At 65.9% G+C, this 12891-nt stretch carries 10 protein-coding genes; 2 read left to right on the top strand and 8 right to left on the bottom strand.

The features are described 5' to 3' along the window. Positions 1–392: 392 nt before the first annotated feature. Complete coding sequence (locus AB0P23_RS05230) at positions 393–2696, top strand: transglycosylase domain-containing protein (RefSeq protein WP_231578223.1); 2304 nt, start codon at positions 393–395, stop codon at positions 2694–2696. Positions 2697–2807: 111 nt separating this feature from the next. Beyond that, positions 2808–4256, top strand: coding sequence for a glycosyltransferase 87 family protein (locus AB0P23_RS05235; protein ID WP_052053643.1), 1449 nt, complete (start codon positions 2808–2810; stop codon positions 4254–4256). Here the strand turns inward: AB0P23_RS05235 and AB0P23_RS05240 are convergent. The 8 genes from AB0P23_RS05240 to AB0P23_RS05275 all read right to left on the bottom strand — a co-directional run bounded on the left by AB0P23_RS05240 (position 4231) and on the right by AB0P23_RS05275 (position 12884). Continuing rightward, the gene (locus AB0P23_RS05240) at positions 4231–5457 is read right to left on the bottom strand and encodes a TerD family protein (protein WP_230593358.1); all 1227 of its coding nucleotides are present in this window, start codon (positions 5455–5457) and stop codon (positions 4231–4233) included. The two genes, AB0P23_RS05235 and AB0P23_RS05240, sit on opposite strands and share 26 nt — an antisense overlap. 90 nt (positions 5458–5547) lie before the next feature. Next, complete coding sequence (locus AB0P23_RS05245; protein WP_027495068.1) at positions 5548–5775, bottom strand: helix-turn-helix transcriptional regulator; 228 nt, start codon at positions 5773–5775, stop codon at positions 5548–5550. Further along, positions 5775–6374, bottom strand: coding sequence for a DUF2975 domain-containing protein (locus AB0P23_RS05250; RefSeq protein WP_230593359.1), 600 nt, complete (start codon positions 6372–6374; stop codon positions 5775–5777). The genes AB0P23_RS05245 and AB0P23_RS05250 overlap by 1 nt, the downstream gene beginning before the upstream one ends. Before the next feature lie 84 nt (positions 6375–6458). Then, positions 6459–7193 (bottom strand): ESX secretion-associated protein EspG, encoded by a 735-nt coding sequence (locus AB0P23_RS05255; RefSeq protein WP_032373437.1) that lies wholly within the window; start codon positions 7191–7193, stop codon positions 6459–6461. Between the two features lie 2 nt (positions 7194–7195). Continuing rightward, on the bottom strand, positions 7196–8566 hold the full coding sequence (locus AB0P23_RS05260; RefSeq protein ID WP_052061293.1) for a PPE domain-containing protein: 1371 nt from the start codon (positions 8564–8566) through the stop codon (positions 7196–7198). Between the two features lie 39 nt (positions 8567–8605). Next, the gene (locus AB0P23_RS05265; protein WP_167328157.1) at positions 8606–9409 is read right to left on the bottom strand and encodes an HAD family hydrolase; all 804 of its coding nucleotides are present in this window, start codon (positions 9407–9409) and stop codon (positions 8606–8608) included. Further along, positions 9406–11739 carry a phosphoribosyltransferase gene (locus AB0P23_RS05270; RefSeq protein WP_363796956.1) on the bottom strand — a complete coding sequence of 778 codons (2334 nt, stop codon included), beginning with the start codon at positions 11737–11739 and terminating at the stop codon, positions 9406–9408. Before AB0P23_RS05270 ends, AB0P23_RS05265 begins: the two co-directional genes overlap by 4 nt. Continuing rightward, complete coding sequence (locus tag AB0P23_RS05275) at positions 11736–12884, bottom strand: HpcH/HpaI aldolase/citrate lyase family protein (RefSeq protein WP_032382656.1); 1149 nt, start codon at positions 12882–12884, stop codon at positions 11736–11738. The genes AB0P23_RS05270 and AB0P23_RS05275 overlap by 4 nt, the downstream gene beginning before the upstream one ends. Positions 12885–12891 lie beyond the last annotated feature (7 nt).

Here is a 12891-nt window from a genome sequence, read left to right on the forward strand (position 1 = left end):
CCAGCCACCGAGAATTCGACGCGGCCGCCGAGATTACTGGAGATTCGTACGTGAGTTCCCCCTACGACAACAACCCGGGTAACAACGAACCTGGCCGTAGCGACTCCGGACGGCGCCCCGACGTGCCCGGACCACCGCGCGGCAGCCGCCATTCCGATCCGCCCGGACGTCGTCCGGTACCCCCACCGGGCCAACGTCCGGTGCCTCCTCCGGGCCAACGTCCGCTACCGCCTCCGGGTCAGCGCCCCGGACCGCCTCCCGGGCAGCGTCCGATGCCACCGCAGGGTCGACCGCCGATGCCACCTCCGGGTCAGCGTCCGGTACCGCCTCCGGGTCAGCGCCCCGGGCCCCCTCCTGGGCAGCGCCCCGGGCCCCCTCCTGGGCAGCGTCCGATGCCACCGCAGGGTCGACCGCCCGGTGACGGTCGCTACGCCGCGGCAGGTGTCACCCGATCGGGATCCGTCCCGCCGCCACACGAACCGAACGATCCATCAGCTAGCTCCTCGGGCAACGAACCGCCCGAGCCCCCCGAAAGAGGTTCCGCCGCGAAAACGAAGAAGAAATCCAAGTGGCGGGTAGTTCGACGCACGTTGTATGCGTTGGTCGCCTTGGGCCTGATAGTGCCGATTCTGCTGTTCATGGTGGCGTACACGCTGGTGGACGTCCCGCGGCCCGGTGACCTCAGGACCAATCAGGTTGCGACGATCTTCGCCTCCGACGGGTCGAGCGTGCTCGGCAAGGTGGTGCCACCCGAGGGCAACCGAACCGATGTCACGATCGACCAGATTCCGGAGCACGTACGTAACGCCGTGCTCTCGGCGGAGGATCGCGACTTCTATTCCAATCCCGGGTTCTCGGTGACCGGCTTCGGCCGTGCCCTGCGCGACAACGTGCTCGGACGTGACAGCGCGGGCGGCGGTTCCACGATCACCCAGCAGTACGTCAAGAATGCGGTGGTCGGCTCCGAGCGGACGTTGACGCGCAAGATGCGGGAGCTGGTCATCTCGTCGAAGATGGCTCGCCAATGGTCCAAGGACGACATTCTCGCGGCGTATCTAAACACCATCTATTTCGGTCGTGGCGCTTATGGCATCGCTGCCGCGTCGACGGCGTACTTCGGCAAATCCGTGGATCAGCTCTCGGTCGAGGAAGGCGCAGTACTGGCTGCGACCATCCAGCAACCGTCCGGACTCGATCCGGAAGTCAACCCCACCGGTGCTCAGTCGCGGTGGAATTACGTGCTCGACGGCATGGTCTCGCAGGGCCAGCTCGATGCGACTCAGCGTGCGGCGATGCAGTATCCGCAGTGGGTCCCCATTTCTCAGGTCGATTCGGGTGATGCCGCCGACGCAGGTCCCAACGGTCTGATCAAGGCGCAGGTACTGCGTGAGTTGTCGGCTGTCGGGGTCAGTGATCAGGATCTGAACACCGAGGGTCTGCAGATCACGACGACGATCGATCCGAGGGCGCAGGCCGCCGCGGTCGAGGCCGTGGACAACAACCTGCAGGGTGAGCCGTCGGAGCTGCGCACGGCGTCGGTGTCGATCGATCCGCGCAGTGGCGCGGTCCGCTCGTACTACGGCGGCGCGGACGGGCGCGGTTTCGACTTCGCGCAGTCCGGGTTGCAGACCGGATCGTCGTTCAAGGTGTTCGGCCTCGCCGCTGCCTTGGACCAAGGCATTCCGCTGTCGAAGATGTACGACAGTTCCTCGCTCGACGTCAACGGCATCCAGATCAGCAACGTCGAGGGCGAATCCTGTGGCACGTGCACCATCGCCGAAGCCCTCAAGCGGTCGCTGAACACGAGCTTCTACCGCATGATGCTGGGCATGGACAATGGCCCGCAGGCGATCGCGGACATGGCACACAAGCTCGGTATCCCGCAGGAGATCGAGGGCGTCGGCCCCACGCTGACCGAGCCCGACAACGCGGGCCCGAACTACGGAATCGTGCTCGGCCAGTACCAGTCGCGGGTGATCGACATGGCCTCGGCCTACGCCACACTGGCAGCCTCCGGCGTCTACCACACCCCGCACTTCGTGCAGAAGGTCGTCACGGCCGACGGCACGGTGTTGCTCGATCGTGCACCCGAGGCCGGTCAGCAGGTCGTCTCGGCGGCGGTGGCCGACAACGTGACGTCGGCGATGCGTCCGATCGCCGGGTACTCCAACGGTCACAACCTCGCGGGTGGTCGTCAATCGGCGGCGAAGACCGGTACCGCGCAGCTCGGCGATACCGGGCAGAACAAGGACGCCTGGATGGTCGGGTACACCCCGTCACTGTCGACGGCGGTGTGGGTCGGTACCGAGCAGGGCTTGCCGCTCGAGAACAGTTACGGCGGTCCGATCTACGGATCGGGCATACCGTCGGACATCTGGAAGGCGACTATGGACGGCACGCTCGAGGGCACCTCGAACGAGACGTTCCCGACGCCCGAGGCCATCGCCGGTCAGGCAGGTGTCCCGCAGTACTCGGCACCGGCCGCGCCGGTCACGACGGTGGCTCCGTCCGCGCCGCCGCCCGTGACTCTGCCGATTCCGACGGAGATCTCGCCGCCGGTGGTCATCACGCCGCGTCAGGTCGAGATTCTGCCGGGCGTCACCATTCCGCTGCCGGGTCTGGCCCCGGCTCAGCCCGCACAGCCACCGGCAGCACCCGAGCCGGCAGCCCCCGAACCGGCGACTCCCGGCCAGTAGCACCGAACGGTGACGACCGAACCCGAGCGCAAGGGCAGAGCCCTTGCCAGTCCTGGTCGCCTGGACACGGCGAGTGCAACGGACCGTGACGCACCCAGCCGTACCGATCCGATGACCGAGGAACTGTCCTCGGTCATCGGCGGGCCGGTGGGCGCGCACGCTCTGGTCGGTCGGCAACGGTGGTTCACTGCGCTGCGGGTCATCCTGTTGCTCGCGGTGGTCTTTCTCTGCTTCGGCTGGTTCGCCAAGGCAGCGTGCATTCAACAGGCACCGGTGGGTCCGAACGGTGAACTCGGACTCGACTGGAGCGGCAGTCGCCAGTACGTGGCGATGTGCTACTCGGACACCGTGCCGCTCTACGGTGCCGAGCGGCTCGACCAAGGCGCGTTTCCGTACAAGAAGTCCTGGGAAGAAACCAAGGCCGACGGGTCGAGTCAGATCCGGTACATGGAGTACCCGGTCATTGCCGGCCTGTACCAGTACGGCTCGATGGTCGTCGGAAAGGCTTGGAACTCACTGAGTTTCCTGCCGCAAGCCCTGCCTGTGGTCGTCTACTTCAACGTCGTCGCTCTGGGATTGGCCGTCGCGTGGCTGGTCACCGTGTGGGCGACGGCGATCTCGGCGGGACGACGCATCTGGGACGCTGCCCTGGTGGCTGCCTCACCGCTGGTGATCGTGCATGGATTCACCAACTTCGACGCTCTCGCAACGGCATTCGCGCTCACCGGTCTGCTGGCCTGGGCCAAGAAGCGGCCCGTACTGGCCGGCATACTGCTGGGTCTCGGCGGTGCCACCAAGCTCTATCCTCTGTTGTTCCTCGGGCCGCTGCTGGTGTTGTGCTGGCGGGCCGGCCGCATGCGCGAGTGGGGGCTGACCGCAGCGGCTGCCCTCGGGGCCTGGCTTGCGGTCAATCTCCCACTGGCCCTGCTGTATCCGACGGGGTGGTACGAGTTCTTCCGGCTCAACTCCGAGCGCGGAGCCGACCCCGATTCGCTGTACAACGTCGTCACTTCCTTCACCGGATGGACGGGCTTCGACGGCCCCCTCTATCCGGGGGACAAGCCGATGGTTCTCAACGCAGTCACGCTGCTGCTCTTCGCCGTCGTGTGTGCGCTGATCGCCTACATCGGTACGACGGCTCCGACCCGGCCGAGGCTGGCCCAGTTGGTGTTCCTGGTGGTGGCCGGGTTCCTGCTGACCAACAAGGTGTGGAGTCCCCAATACTCGCTGTGGCTGGTCCCTCTCGCGGTGCTGGCTCTACCGCATCGTCGAATCCTGTTGGCGTGGATGGCAATCGACGCGTTCGTCTGGTTCCCCCGGATGTACTACTACCTGGGCGTGGACAACAAGGGTCTGCCCGAACAGTGGTTCACCGCCACCGTGGTCGTGCGCGATATCGCAGTGATCGGCTTGTGCGCGTTGATCGTTCGGCAGATCTACCGGCCGTCGGAGGATCTCATTCGAAACGGCAGCGCCGTCGACCCGCTCGGTGGCGTACTCGACGGTGCTGCAGATCGAACCGGTCGGCGTGCGGTCACATATAGCGGCCGAGCTGCTTGACGGCTTCACCGGCGTGCTTGGCCTGGATGCCGTCGCCGATGGCCTGTAGCTTCCATTCACTGCCCTGGCGGTAGACCTTTGCCATCACCAATCCCGTGAACGGCATGCCGCCCTGCAGGGTGAAGCGGGCGAGTTCGGTGTTGGTGGTGTTGTCGACCAGCCGGCAGAACGCATTGGCAACCTGCTCGAACGTCTGGCCGCGGTACGAGGTGACCGTGAAGACGATGCCGGTGACGTGCTGGGGTACCCGCGTCAGATCGACGACGATGACCTCGTCGTCGCCCTCGCCCTCGCCGGTCAGGTTGTCTCCCTTGTGCGTGATCGACCCGTCCTTGGCGTTGAGCTGGCCGTAGTACACGACATCGTTGACGTTGCGATCTGCCAGCATGATTGCCGACGCGTCCAGGTCGATGTTCGCCGCACGGCCTCCGCCGCCGAACAGTCCACCCTTCTTCGGGGTCGTCACCGGGTCCCAGCCGAGGCCCATGCGAATCACCGTGAGGGCCACGCCGCCGTCCTTGCGCAGCGTGACCTTCTGGCCCTTGGACAGACTGACGGGCTTGGACTTGGTGAGACTGACTTCCGGAGCCTCGGAGCGAACCGGTGCGGGAGGGGCTGCGGGTGGAGCGGGCTGCGCGGCCGGGGCGGGTGGCGTCGGCGGTGCAGGGGGCGGGGTGGGAGCCGGCGCGTCGTCCACGGAGACACCGTGATCGGTCACCAACGCAGCGAAACCACCCGCGTAGCCCTGCCCCACGGCGCGCACTTTCCAGCTCCCCTGACGGCGGTAGATTTCCAGCGCAATGACGATGGATTCGGAGCTTAGGCCCTCGATCGTGTACTCGTACAACACGTTTCCCGTTGTGTCGCTGACTCGCGCGACCGGGGGTGCCGATCGGCCGAAGTTGCTCGACGCGTCGTCGAGGGTGATGACCGCACGGATCTGCTCGATGTCGGACGGAACAGCGCCGAGCGAGACGGCGAGCCGCGCCGGCCCGCCCTGCCCAGGTTCGAGGCGGACACCGGGACCGGTCGGCTGATTGAAGAACACGAAATCGGCGTCCGTGCGCACCTTTCCAGCGTCGGTGACCAGAAGTGCAGACAGGTCGGCCGGCACCGCCAGGGCGATGGACACGACGACGTCGGCGACGGTGAGGGGGCCGTTCTGACCCTTGGACAACGGTTGACCGGCCGGAGCAGACAATGTGGTGGACTCTCTCTCGAAGTGCTGGTTACCGTCATCCAATGTACTTGGTCGATTTGTCCGGCTGATGTGACCGCGAAGGCCTATCGGTCAGATCTGGCGGAGGGTGAACAGGTCACCCGGTGTGCAGCCGAGCACCCGGCATACGGCGGTCAAGGTGGAGAATCGGATGGCCTTGGCGCGGTCGTTCTTGAGTACCGACAGATTCACGACGCTGACCCCCGCCAGACGCGACAGTTCGGCGAGCGTCATGCCGCGGGCTTCGAGGATCTCGCCGAGATGACACACGACGAGATGGTCGACGAACTCCTCGGCCATCAGACCAGACCATCGGCATCACGAGCGAGCTTGGAGCCCTGACGGAGCACTGCGTAGACGAACTGCAGGACCACTGCGACGATCACGGCAAGCCAGAATGCGCCGAGGCTCCCTGCGGTATCGGTGACATCGGTCGTCTCGAGCGCGCTCTGAATGGCATTGGTACTCATCACTCGTAGGCCCCCGGTAATGACCGGGTACAGGACCAGGCAGACGGCAACCACAACCAGGTCGATGCTGGCGCGGGTGCTGAACGGAGTTTCCTCGATCACGTTGAGAAAGAACCGGTACGCGAAGAAGATCCCTATCAGAATGACGATTCCGCCGGCCACGATCTCGCCGTATCGCATGAAGTCGATCATCCCGATGAGTCTCTGGACGTCGCTCTTGGCAACAGCAAGTTCGACGGCGTTGCCCGGCTGCAGCCGGCCGCCTAGCAACTCGATGTTCGGCGAGTTGTAGCGCGGCGTGACCATTGCGCTGACGTAATCCGAGGAGTGGTATTTCCAAGCCTTCCAGCCGGACCAGACCACTGCCGCTCCTGCGTAGAACACCATTGCCCATTTGTTGGCTCGTGCCGAACCCAGTCCGTATGCCATCCCGCCGCCTCCATATCGATAGTCGATAACAACGAATATCGATAACCTATCGAAAATCGATACGGTGTCAAGGGGTGGGCTGTGTCATCGGCGTAAGGCCGACTCCAACTGTCGCCCGATTTCGGCGACGAATCGGGTGGAATCGGCGGGCACGACGTCGATCGACGCGTGGGACCGAACGAGGTAGCGGCCGTCCCCGTCGAAGTCCATCCAGAAGAACGAGACGGCATCGGTATCGCGGCGGTGGTCGTAGGTGGCGCCGCGCGCGACGATCACCTCGCCGACTGCCGATCGCGGTCGGGCGAAGAACGCCTCGAATTTCTCGTCCGCAGTCGCGTTTCGAGTGGCCGTGGACAGGATTGCTCCGCTCGATGTGGTTGCAGTGCAGGGATGTTCGAGGGTCGCGGCCGCACGGCGTCCGGCCTGCACGGTCGGCACGGACTCGGCGATCCGTACGGGGGCAGATGCCGGGGTCACCGTGTCGATCGTGACCGAACAGTCCGGCCCAGGTTGTTGGGTGAGGACGACCGCGAGATCGTGGGTCACCGCTGCATGAACGCGCACCGGGCTCTGCCCGAGAGCGTGTGTGTCGCTTCGGCATTCGATGCGCACAGCGGGGTCGATCACCACTCCGATGGCTGCCTCGAGCCGCTCGTCCACCAGCGCGTCGATCCTCGCCGACGCTTCGCGCCGCAGCTGTCGGAGCTGACCCTCGGTATCGACGTCGACGGTGACGGCCAGAGGGTAGGGCAGCCGATCCCGTCCGAATCGACTGCAGAGCATCGCGAAATCCATGCCGCGCACGGTCCACTGCGTCACCGTCAGCCGCCGAGCACAGGGGGTGCGACGAGTGGCAGGTCGCCGATCAGTTCGCTGCCGTTGCCGACGTCGATCAAGTAGCCGGGGGTGGTGTGTTCTCCGTCGTTGTCGCCGGTGCCACGACCTCCCGCCGCGCCCATACCGCCCACTCCGGGCATACCGTGAGCCCCTGCTCGACCGGCCGCCGCCGCACTCGCGCCGCCCGGGCCGCCGCTGGAACCGCCGGAACCGATCGGAGACCCGAGAACAGAGCCGCCGTAACCTGCACCGGAGCCCACACCGCCACCGGATCCGTTGTAGCCCGAGCCGCCGTAGTTGGAGCCGCTGTAGCCCGAGCCGCCGTAGCCGGAGCCCGGGGAGCCTGTCCCCGAGGATCCGCCGCCTCCCCCGTTGCTTCCGAGTCCCCCGGGAGCATTTCCGGGGCCACCGGCTGCGGCGGCCCGGGTTTCCCCGGACCGATCTGCAGGCGGCAGCGGTCCGGATGGACTCGAACCCGGTTGCCCGGGGCCCGATTGTCCAGGCGTCGCGGTGCCGGCATCGGTCTGCTGCGCAGCCGACTGCGCTGCGGGATCGACGGCTCCTGCCGAGCCTGCGCCCCCACCGGACGTCGCACCGCCGCTCCCACTGGCGGCCGGGAAACTGCCCGGCGGGAAACCGCCTGCCCAGCCGCCGGTGGAACCACCGCCTCCGCCGTCGACGGGATTGTGCGCCGTCGGCAGCACCGGAACGTTGGTGTCAGACAGCACCACGCCCGGTACGTACACCGATCGCATGATGCGACGCGCTTCGTTCTGCTGCTCCTCCTGCACTGCCGTCGCCGTTTTGGTAGCGAACGGAACGGGGAGCAGGGAACCGATCAGGGTGCTGGCCTCGGATGCGACCACCGGCGGCATTCTCGACTTGGTCTGCTCGAATCCTGCGTGCGCTTCGAGCAGCTTGTTCCCGATCAGACTCATCGACGTGGCCAGCGCGGACGCGGACGAGACGTAATCGCCCACGCCGCCGCGAACGGCGTCGGACATCGGCCCGGACCAGCCCGACGCCATGGCCGCCTCGATACCCGTTCGGAAGCCGTCGGATCCGGAGCCGGCGGCGGCCGAGAGGTCGTTCCAGTTCTTCGACGAGGTAGCAATGGGACCGATGGCCAACGACCCGACCATGCCCGCGATGTCCTCGTGTGACATCACCTCGAACGGTTCGGTGATCGTCACTTCGTTGGGTTCGTAGTCACCGCGGTAGTCGAAAGCTCCGTTCGCTTTCTCGAACGCCTCCCCGAGCATGGTGCCGACGAGCTCGGGCCCCACAGGGGTCACGAATATGTTGGTGACTATCCCGTCGATCGTCGCTTCGAGTTCCTCGTACGGATTCGCCATGCCCACCCCTTGCCACGCGCCTGTCCCCCCGACGAACTGTTAGACGCGGTGCGCAGTGGTTCGGTTCCGCAGCCACTCGAGAATTTCCTCGCTGGCCCGTACGCCGGAGGAATCGGTGACGGTCAACCCGGGGCGGGTGAACCCCAGCAGTTCGAGCTCGCCGTGCCGCGGCCGAACTGCCTCGTCGGCGGCCATGAGCATCTCGGCGTCGAGTGCGCCGTCACCGGCAGCGAACACGCCGGCCTCGGCATCCAGGGAACCGTCCTGAACCAGCCTGGAACGGACCTCGGCCACGGCGGAGCTCTTGCACACCGCGTTGGGCATCGTGTAGATCTTGCGGCCTTGCTGGGACACGTTCCAGTCGCGTGCCGCGCACCACTGCGACCAGTCCGAGACGAAGTCCGGCGGGACGGCGGTGACGTCGACGACGAGGTAGCAGAACAGGCCGTCGGCCTCGCGGTATTTGAGCACCCAGTCCTCGGAGACCCTCGATCTCAACTCTGCGCCGATGCCGGCCAGGTCCAGATCGAAGCCCTTGCGCCAGGCCGTATCCGGCTCACCGTCGACGAGAATGTTGCCACCGTTGCTGGTGATGGCGTACCGCCACGGGGCACCCGGCAGGCCGATACGCTGGAACTGTTCGATGGTTCGCGTCGTCGTCGGAACCACGGTGACGCTCTCGCTCAACCCGCGGAGCAGCGACATCGACCGAATGCTCATGTACGACAACGGTTTACCCTCGTACACCTCCACGCACTCGAACGTCTCGTCCAGGGGCACACCGAGCGCGCCTTCGGAGAAGATCATCGTGCGATCGAGGTCGACGGCGACGAGGGCGCTCACGAGGCATCTTCGGTGGAGACGTTCTTGATCAGACCCATGCACGAGTAGGCGAGGTCGGGTACCACGTCGACCGGTACTCCCCTGGCTTCGGCGAGCATCCGAATATGTTGGTGCTCCGGAGCATTCGCGTCGCGTACCAACACGCGCCACGGTACTCGGCGTAGCAGCACCCGCGTGGTCTCGCCGACACCGGGCTTGACGAAGTTGACGTGCGAGATGCCGTACTCCTGGCGGACCTTCTCCACCGATGCCCATCCCGACCAGGTGGGAGTTCTGTCGGACGCGAGCACCGACGACACCGTCTCCGCGACCTCGTCACGCACGTCGTCGAATCGAGCCGTCACCGCGTCGAGTAGGTGCCCCGAGACATCGTCGGGAGCGAGGTCTGCGTAGTACTTCGCGCCGTGGAAATCACCCGGCCGGATGAGGCTGTCGTTGAGTACAGTTCGCGAAACGAGGCCCGAGACGGTCGAATTCAGGCAGGCCGAGGCGATGAGGAAGTCGTCTCGGGTCCCGTAGGTGCGAGCGCAGTGTCCGGGATCGGCGAGCACGGCCAGATCGTCGTCGAAGTCCGCCCCAGGGAAGTCGCGTAGTGCCGCTGTGAGTTCGCGTGCGATGGCACCTTTGCCGGTCCAGCCGTCCACGAACACCACCGAGCGTGAATCGTGGTGCTCGGCGAGGTAGCGCAAAGCGACGCTGTCGATACCCCGATCACGCACGATCGAGACGGCGTAGTGCGGTATCTCGATGCCGTGGGCGGCGAAAGCCCAGCGCCGCATCAGAATTCCCACCGGAGTACCGGCCCGGGCCAGTGACGCGAGCACGATGTCGTGTCCGCGCTCGGCGAGCACCACCTCGGTGACGGTTCCGACGGCGACCGCGAGCCGCGCCGCACTCTCGTGCAGTACCTTCTCGAACAGTTCGCGATACGCAAGATCGGGTTGGTATTCCACCGGCAGCGATTCGGCATAGTGCGCCGTGCCGGCCTGAATCGCCCTCTCGCGCTCCGCCGTTGCCGCTTCCAGCGAGATCCCTGACAGGTCTTTGAGTAGCCAGGTCACCTCGTCCGGCGCGTACGAGCCGAACTCGGGCCCACGCAGCGGACGGGCGCGTCTGGCGATCTCGAGCGCCTGCGGATCGGCACCGGTCACGACCACGACCAGCACGTCGGTGCCCGCCGCCGCGAGTGTCTCCGCCGCGGCGGTGAGTGCGTCGGTATCCGCGGGGGTATCGGCGACGAACACCAGGGTCGAGCCGGCCGGCGCGTCGGCGTTGTAGAGGTAGCGCAGAGAGGATTCGTCCTCGGGCGCTGCGAATTCGAAGCCCCGGCGCAGTGGGTAGCCCGCCACGTCGAGTACGTAGGCGGGCGAGCGGGTGGTCGTCTGGAACAGTGCGCTGTGTCCGCGTCGTTGCAGCGCTGCCGCCAGGCGTAACGGCAGGTACATCAGCTCCTCGTGGCCGACGACCACGACGGCACCCGAGTCGGGGAGCGACGCGTCGACGGTGGCCGCGACTGCTTCGATCGCGTCGTCGAACCCGGCTGCATCAGACCTGAGGAAGCCGTGGCGGCCGCCCTCGGGTAGAGCTGCGGGCCAGTGCGCGTCGATGCGGTGTACCGAACCAGGTTGTACAGCAATCGGATTGAACGTCGGATCGGGAAGGTCCAGTACCGTCTCCACGAGCCCGGGTGCCAGCTCGACCGATCCCTGAGCGAGGCTGACGTTGTCGATCACGACGCCCAGTTCGTCGGCCGTTGCTGCGGTCGCGTCGAGATGCTCGGCGGTACGCATGTCCACCAGGGATGCGATGACGTAGTGGGAACGCGCAGCCGTGGAATGGATCTGGCGGAGCGCATCGAGTGCGGTGGCTCCGGTCGAGATCTCGTCGTCGACGAGAACGAGGGGTAGTTCGCCGCCGAGCAGGTCCGCCGAGGTCGGCATCAGCAGATGGTCGGTGGCGTGCGAGTGCCCTTCCTCGAACTCTCCGTGCACCGTCATGCCCGGGACCGTGCGGCGGGTCGAGTGCACATAGCAGCGCGCATCGAGGGCGGTTGCCACCGTGTGACCCAATCCCGTTGCCGTCTCGGCGAATCCAAGAACATCGACGTCGGAGCCGCCGACCGCCGCAGCGACCAGGCCGGCCAATTCATCGCCGGCACCGATGACGACGTCCGGATCCACGGGTATGTGTTTGCCGAGCACAGTGGACACCAACAGATGTGCCCGTCGGGGATTGCGGCGTAGGCCGGGACGCACCAGTTGTCGTGCCGTCCACGACGACGAGGAGCCGGTGTCGGTCAGGACGATGCCGTCGGCCGGGTTGTCGGTCATCGCTGAGCCAGCGCCGTCAGCAGGTCCACGAACGTGATCCCTTCGTTGGTGACCCCGAATGCCCGGGCGCGGACCATCGTCTGTTTCGCCCAATTGCGATGTGGTCCCAGCTCGTTCATCTTGTTCCGGTAGCCGGAGGCCTGCGCGCCGCCCTGATCGGAGGCCAGAATGTCGAGGGCGTCGTGGTATTCCTCGTGCGTCACTGCGGACAATGCGTGCACGGCAGGAACGTGGGATGGATGGATGACCGTCTTGCCCTGGATACCGTTGGCGCGGTCGAGGGCGACCTCGCGCAGCAGTGCGTCCAAGTCGCTGCTGACCAGTTGCTGCCGGAAGCGCACGGCCTCCTGGTCGACGAACGGCGTCTGGCGCAGAAGTGGCCGGAACATGCGTTCGTGGTCTGCGAAGTACTCCCACACCGGCCCGGTGATGACGAATCCCGATCCGTCGTTGCGGCCCAGGTGATTGACGATCGCGCTGATGACGTCGGCCACGACGCGGACGTCGTAGATCGTCAGGTCACGGTCGCGGCGAATGCCGAAGGTGCCGCACATGTCGGTGGCTCCGATGCGGACGGCCAGCACGATGTCTCGGTATTTTCCCAGTAGTTCCCGGATGGCAACGAGTTCGGTGTCGCGTGTTTCACGGTGGACCACCTCGGCCGACTCGAGAACCGGCATCGCCAACAAGCGGGTGTCGTGCGCGGTGGATGCGGCGAGAATCTCGTCGAGGTACTCGGCTCCGGTTGCCGAGGTGAACTTCGGTACGACGAAACCGGCAAGTCCAGCGGCCCCAGGAGTCAGACCGGCGCAGACCGTCCGAATCTGTTGGGCCGTGCGGGCTCGGACGAACACCAGTGCATTCGAACCCGAGAGTTCGTTCAGAGTTCGGATGGTGTTCTCCACCGCGTACTGTAGATCATGATCTGCGACTGCATCTTCGAGATCGATCACGATCGATCGAACGCCCTCGTCGGTGCGCTTGTGCACCGTCGCGGTCAGGTCCGCACGGGTCGCGGGGATGTACAGCGTTGCACCGAGTGCTGTTGCTACGACGTTGTTTCCGTCGCTGACCGCGATGTCCTCCGGTTGCAGGAAGAACATGCGTTCGCGGGTGTCGGCGTCGAGATGGCGAAAGTGTTGCACCATGATC

The sequence above is a fragment of the Rhodococcus sp. NPDC077669 genome (assembly GCF_040686915.1).
Lineage (GTDB): Bacteria > Actinomycetota > Actinomycetes > Mycobacteriales > Mycobacteriaceae > Rhodococcoides > Rhodococcoides fascians.

Bases quoted from the DNA above. Each gene is read 5' to 3' on its own strand.
- AB0P23_RS05260 (WP_052061293.1), bottom strand. From the start codon at position 8,566: ATGGCGAATCCGTACGAGGAACTCGAAGCGACGATCGACGGGATAGTC.
- AB0P23_RS05235 (WP_052053643.1), top strand. From the start codon at position 2,808: ATGACCGAGGAACTGTCCTCGGTCATCGGCGGGCCGGTGGGCGCGCAC.
- AB0P23_RS05245 (WP_027495068.1), bottom strand. From the start codon at position 5,775: ATGGCCGAGGAGTTCGTCGACCATCTCGTCGTGTGTCATCTCGGCGAG.
- AB0P23_RS05230 (WP_231578223.1), top strand. From the start codon at position 393: ATGCCACCGCAGGGTCGACCGCCCGGTGACGGTCGCTACGCCGCGGCA.
- AB0P23_RS05250 (WP_230593359.1), bottom strand. From the start codon at position 6,374: ATGGCATACGGACTGGGTTCGGCACGAGCCAACAAATGGGCAATGGTG.
- AB0P23_RS05270 (WP_363796956.1), bottom strand. From the start codon at position 11,739: ATGACCGACAACCCGGCCGACGGCATCGTCCTGACCGACACCGGCTCC.